Origin of the sequence: Gordonia bronchialis DSM 43247 (genome assembly GCF_000024785.1) — a bacterium.
Lineage (GTDB): Bacteria > Actinomycetota > Actinomycetes > Mycobacteriales > Mycobacteriaceae > Gordonia > Gordonia bronchialis.
In genome coordinates, this window is record NC_013441.1 from 2,906,463 (window position 1) to 2,923,265 (window position 16,803).

The 16,803-nt window shown below is 67.2% G+C and carries 16 protein-coding genes; 9 read left to right on the forward strand and 7 right to left on the reverse strand.

Annotation, left to right across the window (positions count from 1 at the left end):
* Positions 1–81: 81 nt before the first annotated feature.
* On the forward strand, positions 82–1,164 hold the full coding sequence (locus GBRO_RS13535; RefSeq protein WP_012834469.1) for an NAD(P)H-dependent amine dehydrogenase family protein: 1,083 nt from the start codon (positions 82–84) through the stop codon (positions 1,162–1,164).
* 99 nt (positions 1,165–1,263) lie between these two features.
* Here the strand turns inward: GBRO_RS13535 and GBRO_RS13540 are convergent, their stop codons facing one another.
* Positions 1,264–1,914, reverse strand: a complete 651-nt coding sequence (locus GBRO_RS13540; protein WP_012834470.1) for a response regulator — start codon at positions 1,912–1,914, stop codon at positions 1,264–1,266.
* A complete protein-coding gene (locus tag GBRO_RS13545) occupies positions 1,911–3,077 on the reverse strand; it encodes a sensor histidine kinase (protein WP_041919894.1) in 1,167 nt (388 codons plus the stop codon). Before GBRO_RS13545 ends, GBRO_RS13540 begins: the two co-directional genes overlap by 4 nt.
* A gap of 128 nt (positions 3,078–3,205) precedes the next feature.
* Between GBRO_RS13545 and GBRO_RS13550 the strand changes: the two genes are divergently transcribed.
* The 4 genes from GBRO_RS13550 to GBRO_RS13565 all read left to right on the forward strand — a co-directional run bounded on the left by GBRO_RS13550 (position 3,206) and on the right by GBRO_RS13565 (position 7,874).
* A complete protein-coding gene (locus GBRO_RS13550; protein WP_041920518.1) occupies positions 3,206–4,120 on the forward strand; it encodes an ABC transporter ATP-binding protein in 915 nt (304 codons plus the stop codon).
* Entirely contained in the window at positions 4,117–4,917 is an 801-nt protein-coding gene (locus GBRO_RS13555; protein ID WP_012834473.1) for an ABC transporter permease, read from the forward strand. Before GBRO_RS13550 ends, GBRO_RS13555 begins: the two co-directional genes overlap by 4 nt.
* 265 nt (positions 4,918–5,182) lie before the next feature.
* Entirely contained in the window at positions 5,183–6,871 is a 1,689-nt protein-coding gene (locus GBRO_RS13560; RefSeq protein ID WP_052298405.1) for an alpha/beta hydrolase, read from the forward strand.
* 70 nt (positions 6,872–6,941) lie between these two features.
* A complete protein-coding gene (locus GBRO_RS13565) occupies positions 6,942–7,874 on the forward strand; it encodes a helix-turn-helix transcriptional regulator (protein WP_012834475.1) in 933 nt (310 codons plus the stop codon).
* Positions 7,875–7,889: 15 nt separating this feature from the next.
* On the opposite strand, the gene GBRO_RS13570 is transcribed toward GBRO_RS13565, so the two are convergent.
* Positions 7,890–8,549 carry a PaaI family thioesterase gene (locus tag GBRO_RS13570; RefSeq protein ID WP_012834476.1) on the reverse strand — a complete coding sequence of 220 codons (660 nt, stop codon included), beginning with the start codon at positions 8,547–8,549 and terminating at the stop codon, positions 7,890–7,892.
* Between the two features lie 93 nt (positions 8,550–8,642).
* Between GBRO_RS13570 and GBRO_RS13575 the strand changes: the two genes are divergently transcribed.
* The gene (locus GBRO_RS13575; protein ID WP_012834477.1) at positions 8,643–9,470 is read left to right on the forward strand and encodes a crotonase/enoyl-CoA hydratase family protein; all 828 of its coding nucleotides are present in this window, start codon (positions 8,643–8,645) and stop codon (positions 9,468–9,470) included.
* A gap of 4 nt (positions 9,471–9,474) precedes the next feature.
* On the opposite strand, the gene GBRO_RS13580 is transcribed toward GBRO_RS13575, so the two are convergent.
* Positions 9,475–9,942 carry a nitroreductase family deazaflavin-dependent oxidoreductase gene (locus GBRO_RS13580; RefSeq protein ID WP_012834478.1) on the reverse strand — a complete coding sequence of 156 codons (468 nt, stop codon included), beginning with the start codon at positions 9,940–9,942 and terminating at the stop codon, positions 9,475–9,477.
* Between the two features lie 118 nt (positions 9,943–10,060).
* Between GBRO_RS13580 and GBRO_RS13585 the strand changes: the two genes are divergently transcribed.
* Positions 10,061–10,501, forward strand: a complete 441-nt coding sequence (locus tag GBRO_RS13585) for a hypothetical protein (protein ID WP_041919895.1) — start codon at positions 10,061–10,063, stop codon at positions 10,499–10,501.
* 18 nt (positions 10,502–10,519) lie between these two features.
* On the forward strand, positions 10,520–11,464 hold the full coding sequence (locus GBRO_RS13590) for an N-acetylglucosamine kinase (RefSeq protein WP_012834480.1): 945 nt from the start codon (positions 10,520–10,522) through the stop codon (positions 11,462–11,464).
* Positions 11,465–11,485: 21 nt separating this feature from the next.
* Here the strand turns inward: GBRO_RS13590 and GBRO_RS13595 are convergent, their stop codons facing one another.
* From GBRO_RS13595 to htpG, 3 genes are all read right to left on the reverse strand, one after another.
* The gene (locus GBRO_RS13595; RefSeq protein WP_012834481.1) at positions 11,486–12,625 is read right to left on the reverse strand and encodes a hypothetical protein; all 1,140 of its coding nucleotides are present in this window, start codon (positions 12,623–12,625) and stop codon (positions 11,486–11,488) included.
* Between the two features lie 82 nt (positions 12,626–12,707).
* Positions 12,708–13,697 carry a hypothetical protein gene (locus tag GBRO_RS13600; protein WP_012834482.1) on the reverse strand — a complete coding sequence of 330 codons (990 nt, stop codon included), beginning with the start codon at positions 13,695–13,697 and terminating at the stop codon, positions 12,708–12,710.
* Positions 13,698–13,759: 62 nt separating this feature from the next.
* The gene (gene htpG / locus GBRO_RS13605) at positions 13,760–15,793 is read right to left on the reverse strand and encodes a molecular chaperone HtpG (protein ID WP_012834483.1); all 2,034 of its coding nucleotides are present in this window, start codon (positions 15,791–15,793) and stop codon (positions 13,760–13,762) included.
* A gap of 208 nt (positions 15,794–16,001) precedes the next feature.
* Between htpG and GBRO_RS13610 the strand changes: the two genes are divergently transcribed.
* Positions 16,002–16,763: a PIG-L family deacetylase gene (locus GBRO_RS13610; RefSeq protein WP_012834484.1), complete on the forward strand. Its 762-nt coding sequence runs from the start codon at positions 16,002–16,004 to the stop codon at positions 16,761–16,763.
* Positions 16,764–16,803 lie beyond the last annotated feature (40 nt).

The window sequence follows — 16,803 nt, forward strand, 5'->3', positions numbered from 1 at the left end:
CTACTGAGATGGACAGAAGTCCGGACACTTGTACATCTGACCTCGGGTTACTCCCCGAGTGGCACCAGGAGGCCCCATCTCATGCCCGTGCGCGTCGCCCTCATCGGTACCGGCAATGCCGGCCGACTCGCCCTCCGCCAGCTGATCGAGGATCCGCGGTTCGAGCTCACCGCAGTCGGGGTGTCGACCGCAGAGAAGGCCGGACTCGATGCCGCGGCGCTCGCCGGGCTGGACTCCCCGACCGGCGTCGAGGCCATTGATGTCACCGGTGCCGACGGCCTCGACACCGTCCTCGCGTCCCGCCCGGACTGCGTCGTGTACTGCGCGATGGGCGACACGCGACCCGTCGAGGCCTTCGACGACGTCCGTCGAATCCTGGCCGCCGGTATCGACGTGGTGGGCTCGGCGCCCGGCACCCTGCAGTTCCCGTGGGGAGTCATGCCGGCGAAGGCGATCGCCAAACTCGAGGCCACCGCACGCGACAACGACGCGAGCATCTTCATCACCGGCGTCGATCCCGGCTTCGCCAACGATCTGATCCCGTTCGCCTTCGCCGGGACCTGTCAGCGCATCGAGCAGATTCGCTGCATGGAGATCGCCGACTACGCGACCTACGACGGCGCCACCGTCATGTTCGACGTGATGGGCTTCGGCAAACCCATCGACGAGACACCCATGCTGTTCCTGCCCGGTGTGCTCGGTCTCGCCTGGGGCACCACCATCCGTCAACTCGCCGCCGGCCTCGGCGTCGAGGTGGATGAGATCGATGAATCGCACGAGAGTTTCCCCGCGCCAGACGATTTCGAAATCGCTGCAGGCCGGATCGCGAAGGGTACCCGGGCGGCCGTGCGATTCGAGATCATCGGTAGGTCGGCCGGCCGGCCGGCCATCGTCATCGAACACGTCACCCGGCTCCGCGAAGATCTGTGCCCCGAGTGGGCACAACCCGCACAACCGGGCGGTTGCTACCGGGTGGAGATCACCGGCGAACCGAACTACCGCATCGACATCTGCCCGACGAGCGAGCGTGGCGATCACAATCACGCCGCGATCGTCGCTGCCGCCGGACGCATCGTGAACGCGATCCCGGCGGTGGTCGACGGCCCGGCCGGTATCCGGACGACACTCGACCTGCCGTTGGTCACCGGACGCTACAGCGGCTGATCCCGCGTTGATCGTGCGTGGAGAACACGGTCACTGTGCACGAGGCGCGCAGCGCAATGCACGATGAACGAGTTCGCCTGCCCGGTCGATGGTTTCGGGTCAGGCCAAACCGGCGTCATGCATGCAGATGGCGACCTGCACCCGGTTGGTCGCGTCGAGTTTGGTGAAGATGTGCGAGATGTGTGCCTTGACGGTCGCCAGACTCATGTAGAGGCGTTCGGCGATCTCGGCGTTGGAGGCACCGCGGGCGAGTTCAACGGCCACGTCACGCTCACGCTCGGTCAGTGATTCCGCGCGCTGCGCCGCCTGTGCCGAGCGCACCCCGCCACCGTCGACGACCTGTTTGATGAGCGCGGCCGTGACCGACGGGCTGAGTGCCGGCCGTCCGGCCAGCACGCTCTTGATGGCGTGGACGATCTCGTCGGGCGGGGTGTCCTTCAGCAAGAACCCGTCGGCCCCGACGGCGAGCGCCCGCACCACGTAGTCGTCGGCGTCAAAGGTGGTGAGCACGATGACATTCGGCGGGTCGGCCAGCTGCTTGAGTGCGGCGGTCGCGGCGATGCCGTCCATCCGCGGCATCCGCAGATCCATCAACACCATGTCGACGGGATCGGCGGACTGCCGCTCGAGGGCTTCCTGTCCGTCGGCGGCCTCGGCCACGATCGACAACTCGGCGTCGCCACCGAGAAGCAACCGGAGTCCCGACCGGACCAGCGGGTCGTCGTCGACGAGCATGATGCGTGCGGTCATGGCTGCCACGGTAGCCAGACATGGAGGACGAAGCGCTTGTCGTCGGTCACCGTCGCCGACTGACGGCCGCCGCTGAGCGCCACTCGTTCGGCGACGCCGACGAGTCCGAACCCGGAGACCGGTGCGGGCGCGGTGAGTGTCCCGACGGGCAGCGCGTTCTCCACCAGCAGGTTGATCCCCTCGCCCGGCACCCCGCTCACACGCACCGTCACCAGCGACGCCGGCGCGTGCTTACGGGCATTCGTCAGTGCCTCCTGGGCGCAGCGGTAGAGCGTGCGCGCCACCGCGGCCGGCAACCCGGCGAGATCGGCGTCGCAGTGGTAGTGCACGCGCATACCCGCCGCGCGGCACTCCTCGATGAGCTCGGCGAGGTCGGCGGTCCGCCGCTGCGGATCCTCAGGATCGGCGTCACCGGGTCCCTCGCGCAGGACGCCGAGGACCTCGCGGAGTTCCGTCAGGGCGAGATGCGACGTCTCCTGAATCGTCTTGGCGGTCGCGCGAACCTCGTCGGTGGACAGATCGGTCCGGTAAGCCAGTGCGCCGGCGGTCATACTCACCACCGAGATGCGGTGTGCCAGAACGTCATGCATCTCCCGGGCGATGCGGGCGCGTTCCACCGAACGGGCCTGGTCGACCTTGGCCTGCTGTTCGGCCTCCGACGACAACGCCCGCTCGCGCCAACTGGCGAGCAACTCGCGCCGCGATCCGATGTACATTCCCCAGGCAATCAGTACCGCGGTGAAGGCGACCACGAAAGTTGCCGACACCAGGAGCGGATCGTCCTGCTCCGCCGGGGTGGCGACGTAGGTGACCCCGATCAGCCCGCACGCCACACTCAGGACCGCCTGCGGAATGATCTCGCGCCATCGGCGTCGCGTCGACAGCGACACCAACGCGAGCGCAGCCGGTCCGGTTGAACTGCTCGAGATCGTCGCCACGATGTTGAGGAAGGTGGTGATGGCGACCGGGAATCGTCGACGCCACCAGATGACGACGTAGCTGACGCAGCCGAGCGCGAGATCGCCGAAGAGCCACCATCGCGCCTCGTCCCACAGGAAATCGGCCCGCGAACCCAATGCCAGCCCGGAGATGAGCAACATCAACGCGAGCCGCCAGAGATGACTGATCGGTCTCAGCGGTGGCTGATACTGCTCGGGACGCACACCGCCACGGTAGCCGTGCGTCGCATACGCGGCGCCCTACTCACGGCCAGAGCCTCTACGACTTTCGGCCATCTGTTCCGGCCGGTCGCCTGATGCGCGCAGGCGTCGAGGACCCGATGCTGGAGATCATGATCACCGTTGAGAATCTGACCAAACGCTACGGCGACTACGTGGCCGTCGACGACGTGTCCTTCGCCTGCCGGCCCGGGCAGGTCACCGGATTCCTCGGGCCCAACGGGGCCGGGAAGTCCACGACCATGCGCATCATCGCCGGCTTGACGCCCCCGACCTCCGGACGCGCCCTCGTCGGCGGTGCCGACTATCGCGAGATCCCCAACCCCGCAACGCAGGTCGGTGTGTTGCTCGACGCCTCGGCTCAGCATGCGGGACGCACCGGCGCCGAGATCCTCCGGTTGGCCGCGATGACGATGGGAGTCGGCCGCGACCGCGTCGACGACATGCTCGAGATGGTCAGCCTCACCCCGGACGAGGCCGACCGTCGCGTGCGCAACTACTCCCTCGGCATGCGCCAGCGACTCGGGATCGCGACGGCACTCATCGGCGACCCGCGCATCCTCATCCTCGACGAGCCGGCCAACGGCCTCGATCCCGCCGGCATCCACTGGATGCGGACCCTGCTGCGCAACTACGCCGATCGTGGTGGCACCGTTCTGCTCTCGTCGCACCTGCTGCACGAAATCGAGATCATCGCCGACGACCTCGTCGTCATCGGCCACGGACGCATCGTGGCCCGCGGCACCAAGGAAGAGTTGCTCGCCGGAGCCGGTACCCGCGTGCGGTCGCTCGACGATGCCGCCCTGCAGACCGCGCTCCAAGCCGCCGGACTGGTGGTGACCCCGTCGCACGACGGTGGATTCACCGTCGACGCCTCCGGTGAGGAGGTCGGCCGCGCCGCCGCGCACGTCGGGGTGGTGCTGACCGAACTCCGGCCCGCCGACGGCGCCCAGCTCGAGGAAATGTTCCTGCAGCTCACCTCGGAAACCCAACGTGAACAGCCCACCCTCGAAGGAGCGCTCCGATGACCGCCACCACGACCGTCGCACCGGTCAGCGTCGACCTGTCCCGGCCGACGATTCCGTTGCGCCGACTCGTCCGCGTCGAACTCCGCAAACTCGTCGACACGCGGGCCGGGTTCTGGCTGATCGCATCGATCGGCGTGATCTCGCTGGTCGTGATGATCGCGATGCTGATCGCCAACCGCAACAATCCCGACAACCTGAACTACGGCCAGTTCTTCGGCATGATGAACATCCCGACCGGCATCATCCTGCCGATCATGGCCATCCTGCTGGTCACCGGCGAGTGGAGTCAGCGCACCGCACTCACGACTTTCGGGATGGAGCCGCGCCGTGAACGCATAGTGCTGGCCAAACTCGCCACCGCATTGATCGCCGGTGTCGCCGCGGTCGGCGTGTCGCTGGTGCTCGGCGCGATCGGCAACCTGATCGCGGGCATCGCCTATTCCTCGCCTGCGGGCAGCTGGGATTTCACCGCGGCCGGCCTGGTGAACTCCGTCGTGTTGCAGATCTTCGGGCTCCTGCTCGGATTCGGTTTCGCCGCACTGATTCTCAACACCCCGGGCTCGATCGTCGCGTACTTCGCGCTGCCGACGGCGTTGTCGCTGGTGACCGAACTGGTGCCGTGGTTCAAGGAGAACCTCGGGCAGTGGGTGGACACCGCTTCGACGAATCTGCCGTTCCAGTCGGGCGAATGGGCCACCGGTGGTGAATGGGCCCGTCTCCTGGTCTCGGCCATCATCTGGATCGCGATCCCTCTGACGCTGGGGATCGTCCGGGTGATCCGGTCGGAAGTGAAGTAGACGGTGGCGCAGTAACCACGTCTACGTCACGCGCGTCGGTCGGCGAACCATCCCAGGGTTCGCCGACCGACGTCGTTGTCCAACAGGACGTGCTCGCACCCGCCGGCTGGAAACCCTAGTGGTGTTTGCTGGTCCACCGACCCTGAGGAGCGCAGTGAGCAGCGACGCGGTATCCGACAGCAGGCCGGACGTGGGAGACGACCTCCCCGCCGGTACCGACGGTGGGCAAGCTGACCCGGCCGCCGATGCGCCGCCCACCGCGTCGATGACGACCGGGACCGCGACTTCGACCCCCCGCGCGCGATCCGGCCTCGACGGGTGGTGGTACCGACAGCGATGCCGCTACTCCTTTGTCGGCATGACCTTCGCGCTGGTCTTTCTGTGGCTGTCGGCCACCCCGTCGCTGCTGCCCCGTGAAGCCCTGTTCCAGGGTGCGGTCAGCGGCGCGTCGGCGGCGCTCGGATACTGCCTGGGTGTCTTCCTGGCCTGGCTCGCCCGGTTCATGGTGTCGAGGCCCGAGCCCTGGCAGCCGGCACGGCTGCGGTTCTGGACCGTCCTGGGTGTAATCGCGCTGATCGGCACGACCGTGATGATCTACTGGTGGGGGCACCGGCAGGACGAGATCCGCGACCTGATGGGCGTCGAACGGCTCTCGTGGACCGCCTACCCGCTGACCGTCGTCCTCGCCGCCCTGGTCTTCTTCCTGCTGATGTCGATCGGCCAGGCCTGGGCATCCGCGGTGCGCTGGCTCGTACGCAAGCTCGAACTCATTGCGCCGCCCCGGGTTTCGGCTGTCGTGGCCGGAACAGTGGCGGTGGTCTTCACCCTCTTCGTCCTCAACGGCGTGGTCGCGAACTACTCGATGCAGTGGCTGAACAGCACCTTCGCAGCCGTCAACGACGAGACCACGGCCGACTCCACCCCGCCGACGTCGTCGCTACGGTCGGGCGGTCCCGGGTCACTGGTCACGTGGGACTCGCTCGGCCGGCAAGGACGCATCTTTGTCTCCAACGGGCCCACCAGAGAGGCGCTTTCGGCGTTCAACCGGGCTCCCGCCGCCGAACCGATCCGTTCCTACGTCGGTCTTGGCTCCGGCAGTGACCTGCGCGCGAACGCGCAACTCGCGGCCGCCGAACTCGAACGGGCCGGCGGGCTCGACCGCGCCGTCGTCGCCATCGGTTCGACCACAGGGACCGGGTGGATCAACCGCTCCACCGTCGACTCGCTCGAGTACATGTACAACGGAAACACCGCGACGGTCAGCATGCAGTATTCGTATCTGCCGAGCTGGTTGTCGTTCCTCGTCGACCAGGAACGGGCCCGGCAGGCCGGCCGCGCCCTCTTCGAGGCCGTCGACGAACGCATCCGTGCCCGCCCCGAGGCGCAGCGCCCCAAGGTCGTCGTCTTCGGTGAGAGCCTCGGCTCATTCGCCGCCGAGTCCGCCTTCGGGACCATCCCGGCGCTCTCCGCGCGTACCGACGGCGCGCTCTTCGTCGGCCCCACGTTCAACAACACGCTGTGGATCGACACCACCCGCGACCGCGATCCCGGCTCGCCCGAGTGGCTGCCGATCTACCACGACGGCCTGCAGGCCCGGTTCATCGCCGATGCCGGCGACCTCGCCCGGCCGGACGCACCCTGGAAACCCGGCCGCATCGTGTACTTGCAACACGCTTCCGATCCGATCACCTGGTGGTCACCGGATCTGATCCTGGACAAGCCGGATTGGTTGCGCGAGAAGCGCGGTCCCGACGTGCTGTCGTCGATGCACTGGATACCGTTCGTCACCTTCCTGCAGGTGTCCGCCGACATGGCCGTGTCGACCGGGGTCCCCGACGGCCACGGACACAACTACCTGGCGGCGATCCCGTGGGCGTGGGCGGCGATCCTGCAGCCACCGGGATGGACCGCGGCCAAGACCGACGCACTCGAACCCCTGTTGCGCCGGGACTGACGAGCCATTCCCGATCAGGCGGGCAAGAACGGTCGGGTGTGTCGGGCACGCGCCGTCGCATACTCGGTACATGACGTCCGACTCCCGTGACCGACTGCGCGAGCTCCTCGATGCCGTCCTCGCCGACTCCCACGACAATCTCGAGGACATGGCCCGCGGGGCCTACGCGTCGACCTTTCACTTCTCCCGTCAGGTGACCCGCGGCGCGGGCGAGTCCCCGGTCGCGCTTCGACGACGCGTGCTGCTCGAGCGGGCCGCCTGGGGGCTGCAGCGGGGACGGTCGGTCACCGAGACGGCTTTCGAAGCCGGATACGACTCGGTGGACGGCTTTGCGCGTGCGTTCACGCGCGCCTTCGGGCACAGTCCCAGTCGGCTGCCTCGACTCGGCGAGCGCGGCCACTGGCTCGATGCCCCCAATGGCATCCACTTCCACTCTCCGACAGTGCTTTACGTGGACAACGGCGCACCGGTGACGGAGGGCGCGGGCAATGTCGTCATGATGATGATCCGGCACGACCTCGACGACACCGCCGCACTTCTCGACGCCGCCAAGGCGCTCGACGACGAGGAATACCGGCGGCCACGACTGGCCGGACACCAACTGCTGGACTGGAGTGGGACCGAGGAAAGCCTGGCGCAGTGCCTGTCTCACCTCGTCGCCGACAAACTACCGTGGTTGGCCACCATCGAGGGTGCCGATACACCAGCCGATGGACCAGACGATGTGGCCTCCCTGGTCGAACTGCATGAACGCCTCGCACCGCGCTGGCTCGCCGGAATCCGTGACATCGATCGTCGCGGAGCCTGGCAGGACCGCATCGTCGACGCACTGTGCGAACCGCCCGAATCCTTTCTGCTCTCCCAGATCGTCGCGCATGTGCTCACGTTCTCCGCACACCGACGGCAGATCGTCCGATGGATGCTGCGGGATGCCGGCATCGACGTCGGGGATCTCGACCCCGATCCGATCATGTGGCACCGCAGGCAATCCGGCGGATTCTGACCCGGGCCGGGATGCTCAGCCCTCGCCCACCGAGCGGCGGAGTTGATCAGAGACCTCACCGCGCGCCCATCGGGGCAGGATGAAGATTCCCTCCGCTTGGGCGCATACCCCTGTGTCCGTGGACAATTCGCCGGTGACGAACGACTTGATGCCCTCCACCCGGTCGAGTCGGGCATCCACCCGGACCGCGCCGAGCGGTGTACCCCGCACGTAGCGGACGGTGAGTGTCCCGGTCATGCCCGGTACACCGGCGTGCTCGGCGGCCGACCCCAGGACCTGATCGAGGATGAGCGCGATGACCCCACCGTGGACCAGGCCGGCCGGCCCCTCGTACTGGGGCCCCAACTCGAACTCCGACCACACGCGCTCGCCGTCGTGTTCCAGATCCACGGGCGGAGCGATGGGATTGCGTTCCCCCACGACCGCGTTGCCCCAGGCGCGCTTGGTGCCGTCGGAGTTGAATCGCACGCCGAACGCACCGTCGATCCGCTTCGTCTCGAGGATCGATCGGGCGGCGGCGAGATGCCTGCGCGCCTCGACGACGGCATCGTCGTCGACATCGGTCACCACGGTCGCCGCGACCAGGGCCCGGACGTCGTCGGCGAGCTCGCGCGCCACCGCCGTCCGCCGCACCAGTTCCGCGGGATCGATGTCCTCCTGGATGTATCCGGTCACTTCTGCCTGCCTCCCATTTTGTCGCGTCACCCCGGTGCATTCGTTCTAACAGGCGGCGCCTCGCTGCGTTGGCGTCCTAGTAGTCTCCTGAGGATGAGTGAACAGACATGGAAAGCATTCGAGGTCACCATCGCCGACCGGGTCGCCGAGGTACGCCTGACCGGACCCGGCAAGGGCAATGCGATGGGTCCCGACTTCTGGAGCGAGCTTCCCGTGCTGTTCGGCCAACTCGACGCCGACCCCGACGTCCGCGCGGTGGTGCTGACCGGCTCCGGTAAACACTTCTCCTACGGCCTCGACCTCGTGGCGATGGGTGGCACGTTGGCCACAGTTCTCGCCGACGGCGCACAGGCCGGTCCGCGTACCGAGTTCCTGGACAGCCTGCGTCGTCTGCAGAATGCGATCACCGCTGTCGCGGACTGCCGTAAACCGGTGATCGCGGCCGTCTCCGGCTGGTGCATCGGCGGTGGGGTCGACCTCATCTCGGCCGCCGACATCCGCTATGCGAGTGCGGATGCCAGATTCAGTGTCCGCGAGGTGAAGGTGGGCATGGTGGCCGACGTGGGCAGCCTGGCCCGCCTGCCCCTCATCCTCAGCGACGGTCACCTGCGCGAATTGGCGCTCACCGGCAGGGACATCGACGCCGCACGCGCCGAGAAGATCGGACTGGTCAACGACGTCGCCGACGATCAGGACGCCGTCCTGGCACTCGCCCGCGCGACGGCCGCCGAGATCGCGGCCAACCCACCGCTGGTGGTACATGGCATCAAGGCCGTCCTCGACCACACCCGCAGTGCCGCGGTTCACGACAGTCTCCGCTACGTGGCGGCGTGGAACTCGGCGTTCCTGCCGAGCAAGGATCTGACCGAGGCGATCACGGCCGTCTTCGAAAAGCGCACACCGGATTTCACCGGCGACTAGGCGCTCAGGAGGGGCGGAGCCGGAAGACCGGGATGCGGCGGTCGGTGCGCTGCTCGTAGAGATCGAAATTCGGCCACACCGTCCGCAGCTTCTGCCAGGCGTCGGCGCGGTCGTCACCGTCGAGTTCGGTGGGCACGGCCGTCCAGGTCCGCTGATGCCGGGAGATCTCCACGGAGTCGGCGGCACGGACGTTGAACACCCACTGCGGCATCTTCGGGCCACCGAAGTAGGAACCCGCGATCAGCCAGTCGTCCCCGTCGGGGACGGCGAGCAATCTGGTGGTGCGCATGACACCGCTGCTGCGACCGGGGACGCGGATGGTGACATTCGGCAGCGTCGCGATGTCGAGCAGGCTCAGACGCCCGCCGGTCACCTTCTGTAATGCGCTGTCACACTTCACGATCTGCGGAAGATAGTTCGGCATCCAGGAGATCGATCCGATCTTCACCGCGGTGGCGCGCAACGGGTTCATCTGCCCAGTCTGGCATGGCTTCGTGGGAGACCCGAACTGTCAAGAGTCCCGTCCACAGTCGCATTGCGCTGTGGACGGCCCAACCGTGGAGTGGCCCCCGGCGGCGCACTATCGGCACATGACATTCACCGATCATTCCCCGATTCCGCACATCGATACCGTCACCGATCCCTTCGACGGCCCCGACGACCTCCGGCAGCGCTGGCGTGCGCTGATGGGTCCCCTCGGATTCTCCGAACGGATCCTCTGGTTCATCTTCACCGAGGACTCCCGGATGCTGCCCACGGCATGCCAGCTCGAGCTGCCCGACCGACCCGACGCGTTCCTCGCCGACGTCTTCCTCATGCGGCTGCACGATCTCGCCGCCGAGGACCTGCCGCTGTCGGTGGCGTTCCTGCTCAGCCGCCCCGGGCGCAACGGGATCACCGCCGACGATGTCGAGTGGACGAGTCTGCTCACCGCGGCAGCGGCACGGCACCGGGTGAGCATCCACCCGATTCACCGCGCCAACGACCTCACCCTGGTGACGATGCCGAAGGTGATCGAGCAGGTGGCGTGAGCAGGTAGCTTGTGACTCATGCCGCCCACGCCTGGTTCCGGCGGTTCGCGGATCGTCATCGATTGCGGCCAGACGGGTTCGCGTCTGCGCATCGATGACGGCCCCGACCGTGACGCCGCGCCGGTCTACACGGATCGGCCCGTCGTCGAGCAGGTTGCGGCCCTGGCCCGCGAGGCGGTGTCGGCAGCCCGCAGCCCGGTGACCGCACTCGCCGCCGGGGTCTCCGGCCTGACCGAGCAGCATGCCCGCGCCGACGTGCTGCTCGGCATGCTCACCGACCTGGGTGTCGCCACCGTCGTGCTCGCGCACGACTCGGTTTCGGCGTACCTGGCGGCCAACGGTTTCGCCGAGGGCGTCACGTGTGCTGTGGGTACCGGCGTGGTGACCCTGGGCGTAGGGCCGGCCGGCGTCGCCCGGGTCGACGGGTGGGGACATCTCTACGGGGACGCCGGTAGCGGCTACTGGATCGGGCGGGCCGGCATCGAGGCAGCGCTGCGCGACTTCGACGGCCGTGGCACACACACCGCACTCACCCGCATCACCGAAGAGGTCTTCGGGTCGCTGCCGGAGCTCTACATGGTGCTGCAGGGCTCGCCCGACCGGGTGTCACGAACCGCCGCGTTCGCCAAGCGCGTCGATGCGGCCGCGGCCGGCGGTGACGTGGTCGCGCAGGATATCTGCCGACGTGCGGCAGCCGAGCTCGCGACCTCGGCCGGCGCCGCACTCACCCGCAGCGGCTGGTCGGCGGGACGACCGGCACGCATCAGCTGGATGGGCAATGTACTCGCGCGGAGCGAACTGATCCGCGACACTTTCATCGCGACGATGACCGAGCTCGCCCCCGGGGCCACGATCGGGCCGCCCGGGGGCACCACACTCGACGGCGTCACCGCACTGCTGGAGCTGCCCGCCGGGCACCCGCTCGGCGACTCGGTGACCCGGGCCGGTCCGCCTGGGCGGTGACCCCCGCCCAGGCGATTGAAGTCAGGACTTCGCCGTGTAGGTCGGCGGGTTCTGGGTGAGGTCGACGCTGCCGTTCATGTATTCGGTGACCGTGTCGGTCTCCGGGGTGTTGCCGTAGTTCGACACATAGCTGATCCCCCATTCGACGGAGCCCGAGACCGTGACCTTGGTCGCGTCGCTGTAGTCGAAGCGGGTCGTCAGTTCGTCGAGGCGGGTCGGCTTGGTCCATCGGACGCTTCCCGGCCGCGCACTGGCGTAGGTGTCCTGCTCACAGCCCGGTTTGTCGACCGACGCGCGGGCCTCCCGGGACCCCTCGCAATTGGTCAGATAGGTGTTGACGGCGTTGGCGACGGCGGTCTTTCCGGCCTCGCTGAGGGTGGGTGTGACGTTGCTCGAGACGGAGAAGTAGGACTCGGGACCGAGCGGGAATTCGCCCGACTTCTCGTCGGAGACGGTCACGTACTGGTTCTTGGAACCCCACAGCAGCGGACCCGGGAACACGTACAGCTTGGCCTCTTGCGAGACGTCGACGCCGAACAGGGTCAGCTGGGGCACCTCGATGTAGCTGGGATCGATTTCCAGCACGCCGTTCTCGAGCTGCCACGACCCACCGGAGCGCCGTACCAGGATGTCGATGTCGGCGTTGCGGTTCCCGAACTTGTAGGTCGCCTTCACCAGGCCGCCGTCGCTGTCATAGACCTTGATGTCGGTGATCTTGGCGGTGTCCTGCTGCTTCTTGAGGATCTCGTTCGTCAGCAGCTTCGTCGACGGCGGCGTCTTGACGACGCTGAGCGCCTTCGCCGCGTCGCCGGCGGCCAGGGCGTTCAGATATGTTTTCACCGCGTCTTCGGCGCTCGACGCACCGTCGTCGTCACCGCCGAGAACCAGCGCCAGTGTGGTCGCGACCACGGCGACGATCACGACGGCGGCGATTCCCGCGATGATCCACAGCGTGCGATTCGATTTGCGTGCCGGTGGCAGCCGCGGCGGAGGCCCGTATCCGGGGCCGGGCACCTGATATGCGCTGGTGGGCGCGAACTCCGAACCACCGGGCTGGCCGTAGTTCTGGTGTGGCGCATAGTTCTGGTGTGGCGCGGTCTGTCCGTAGTCGACCGGACGGAACCCGCCCGAGCCGTCTCCCCCGTAACCCGGACCCGTCATCACATTCCTCCCAGCGTCGTTGATCGAGCAACACACTAGAGGGTGCGCTGTCATGTGCACGAATCGAGGTGGGGCGAATGACCTACTCGGCGAGAAATGCGGGGGGTGTCACAGTCAGGTCGACGCTACCCACCAGATACTGATCGACGGCCACGGACCGGGTGGTTCCGTCGGAGACGTATGTCGGCGTGTAGTCCGCCTGCCAGGAGACCGGACCGGCCACGTCGACGGTGGTGACCGACGCACGTGAGAGCGTGGAGTACAGGCCGGACGCGTCGTCCGGGGCCCTCCAGCGGACGGTGCCCGGCCGAGCCGACCGATAGAGGGTCTGCGAACAACCGGGGCGGTCGGTGGCCGCATCGGCCTCACGGGAACCGGCGCATCGTTCGAGGTGGTTTCGGACGGCGCTGCCGACGGCCCTGACACCCGCGTCGTCGAGCTCGGCGTCGAGTCGAATGCGCACCGGCGACTGCGGACCCAATGGAAATGGTTGCGGGTCAACCACTTTGGCAGAAAGGAACGGATTGGCGCTCCCCCACACCTGCGGCCCGGGGTAAACGTACAGAGTCCGCGGACTGCCGATCTCGACGTCAAAGAGGGTCGGTCCGGGTACCCGGCCGGGATCGAGATCGATCTGCAGCACGCCATTGGACACCAACCAGCCCTTGCCGGACCGGACACTGCGGTAGCGGACGTCGGCGGCGCGATCACCGACACGGTAGGTGGCCCGCACCTCCCGGATCTGATCCGAGGCGCCGACGGCCTCGGCCCGCATCACCGCGATGTCGGTGATCGCGCTCAGTGCCCGCTGCTGTCGGAGGACGGCCTCGCCGAGCAGCCGATCCGAGGGCGCGGGTGTGGTCACCCGCACCAGCGCGGCGCCGTCGGCGGTGGCCAGGGCGTTGAGATATGTCTGCACCGCCTCTTCCGGCGAGTCCGCGACGCCGTTCGTCGGACCGGGGTCACGACGGAGAAGAACAGCGGTGATCACCAGGGCGACAACCAGTACGATCACCGCCCCCACGCCCAATCCAGCGAGGAACGGACGGCGGTGCAGCCAGTCGGCCACCACACGCCGACGATCCCGTCGCACGGGTGCGACGGGATCGGTCGGCGGCGGGGTCGCGGTACCGGTCAGGACTCGGATGCCTCGCCGATCGCGTCACCGGTGGTCGCGTCACCGCTGGTTCCGGCGCTGGAACCGGCGGCTTCGGTGACCGAGCTGGTGAGTTGCGCGGCAAGCAGTTTGGCGAATTCGGCGGGATCGTCGAGTTCACCGCCTTCGGCGATGAGCGCCATACCGTAGACCAGTTTGGCGGTGGCCGCGAGTTCGTCGGAGTTCCCGCTCGCGTGCGCCTTGTTGAGCCCGATCACGAGCGGATGATCCGGATTGAGTTCGAGTGCACGCTTGGACTTCGGAAACTGTTGTCCCGACGCCCGATACAGCTTTTCCAACTGAGGTGACATGGAGAAGGTGTCACCGACGAGGCAGGCCGGCGACTCGGTGAGGCGCGTGGAGAGCCGGGCTTCGCTGATGTCGTCGGACAACGTGGTCCCCAGCCAGCCGAGCAGACCCTCGAAGGCCTTGTTCTGCTCGTCCTTCGACGACGAGTCCTCGTCGTCGGAGTCGCCGTCCAGATCGACGGCACCCTTGGCGATGGACTGGAAGGTCTTGCCCTCGAATTCGGCTCCGCTGGTCACCCACATCTCGTCGACGGGGTCGGCGAGCACCAGCACCTCGATGCCTCTCGCCTTGAACGCCTCCATGTGCGGGGAGTTCACGATGTGCTGACGCGACTCACCCGTCATGTAATAGATGGTGTCCTGGCCCTCGGGCATCCGGGTCACGTAGTCGGCCAGCGAGGTCAGTTCGTCCTCGGACCGGGTGGATTCGAAGGCCGACGCCTTGAGCAGTGCTTCGCGGTTGTCGGGGTCGTTGACCAGACCCTCCTTGAACACCCGGCCGAAGTTGTCCCAGAACGTGCGGTAGTCGTCGGGCCGCGAGGCGCGCATCTCGGTGATCGTGGAGATGACCTTCTTGGTGAGCCGGCGACGGATCGCGCGGATCTGGCGGTCCTGCTGCAGGATCTCGCGGGACACGTTCAGCGACAGGTCGGCTGCATCGACGACGCCCTTCACGAAGCGCAGGTACTCCGGCATCAGTTCTTCGCAGTCGTCCATGATGAAGACGCGCTTGACGTAGAGGTGGATGCCGTTGGTGCGCTCGCGCATGAACAGGTCGAACGGCGCCTGACTCGGAATGAACAGCAGCGCTTGGTATTCGAAGGTGCCCTCGGCCTTGAGCGTGATGATCTCGAGCGGCTCGTCCCAGGCATGTGCGACGTGGCGGTAGAACTCGTGGTACTCCTCGTCGGACACCTCGTCGCGCGATTTGGACCACAGCGCTTTGCGTGAGTTGATGGTCTCGGTCTCGACGACGGTCGTCGTGGTCGGCTCGTCGTCGGAGTCGCCCTCGGCGTCGGGATCCTTCTCGATCGGCACGGTCTTCTCGACGTCCATCCGGATGGGCCACGAGATGAAGTCCGAGTACTTCTTGACCAGCTGACGCAGCTTCGCCTTGTCGGTGTAGTCGTAGAGATGATCGTCGGTGTCGACGGGCTTGAGCGTCAATGTCACCGATGTGCCCTGCGGGGCGTCGTCGACGTCGTCGATGGTGTAGGTGCCGTCGCCGGTGGACTCCCATCGGGTCCCGGTCGTCTCGCCCGCGCGGCGGGTCACCAGGGTCACCTTGTCGGCGACCATGAACGTCGAGTAGAAGCCGATGCCGAACTGGCCGATCAGTTCCTCTGCGGCACCGGAGTCGCCCTCCTGCTTCGCCTCGGCGAGGGTCCGGCGCAGCTCTGCGGTGCCGGAGCGGGCCACTGTGCCGATGAGGCCGACGACGTCCTCGCGGGACATGCCGATCCCGTTGTCGGCGATGACGAGTGTCCGCGCCTCGGCGTCGGGGTCGAGGGTGATGTGCAGATCGGTGGTGTCGACGTCGAGTTCGGAGTTCATCAACGATTCGAGGCGCACCTTGTCCAGCGCGTCGGATGCGTTGGAGATCAGCTCCCGCAGGAAGCTGTCCTTGTTGGAATAGACCGAATGAACCATGAGATCCAGCAGCTGCCGGGTCTCCGCCTGGAATTCGTGGACCTGTGAGGTCATTGCCGCCCTCCACAATGTACTTGTGATCGCCGCGCGGCCGGCGCCGGCCGCGGTCACGACTGTTGCATGACGAGCAGAACTTTACCGAGACCACGACGATGCTCCGATGGTGGCCCTGCCCGACCCCGTACCCTGAATGGGGAATCCGACCCCCGACCGCCGACCGGACCGCAGGCTGCCGACGGGGCCCGACCAGGAAGCCAGGTGGATGGGCACACCCCGACTGCTGTTCGTGCACGCACACCCCGACGACGAGTCGATGTGGACCGGCGGGCTGATCGCCCGGCATCTGCAGGCCGGCGGTGAATTGGATCTGGTGATGTGCACCTGGGCGGAGAGCACGCCTCGCGCGAACGAGTTGCTGGACGCCATCACTGCCCTCGGGGTCACCCGCTCCCCGATCCTCCTCGGCTACGCCGACGACCGGGTACCCGATTCCGCGCCGGGCGGGCCGCGATTCTGCGCCGCCCCGTTCGACGAGCAGGTCCGTGAACTCAGCGCCCACATCCGCACACTGCACCCGGACATCATCGTCACCTACGACGCCTTCGGCATCTACGGCCATCCCGACCACGTCCATGCCCACCGGCTGGCCTGTGCGGCCGCCGACGCCGCCGCCTGCCGTTCGCTCTACCTCGACGCCGGCGACCCGTGGCAGGTCAAATCACTGTACTTCGCGACGATCCCGGAGTGGATGATCGACGAACTCGCCCCGGTACTGTTTGCCGCTGTCCCCCGCGAGCATCTGCCCGGCACGGCCGACGACGCCATCGACCTCCGCCTCGATGTGACGGAGTTCCTCACCCAGAAGTCGGCCGCGATCAACTGCCACCGCAGTGAGATCGACCGTAGCCGAACGATCTCCATGTTCATGTCGTTGCCCGACGATCTCCGATTCCGGCTGCTGGGCTCGGAGAACTACCAGCGGCGAGACCTGGTCCCCGGCGGATGTGACCTCGTCGTCGGCTGATCATCCCCGGAACCGTCGTCGACCGACCGTTCCAGGAGAG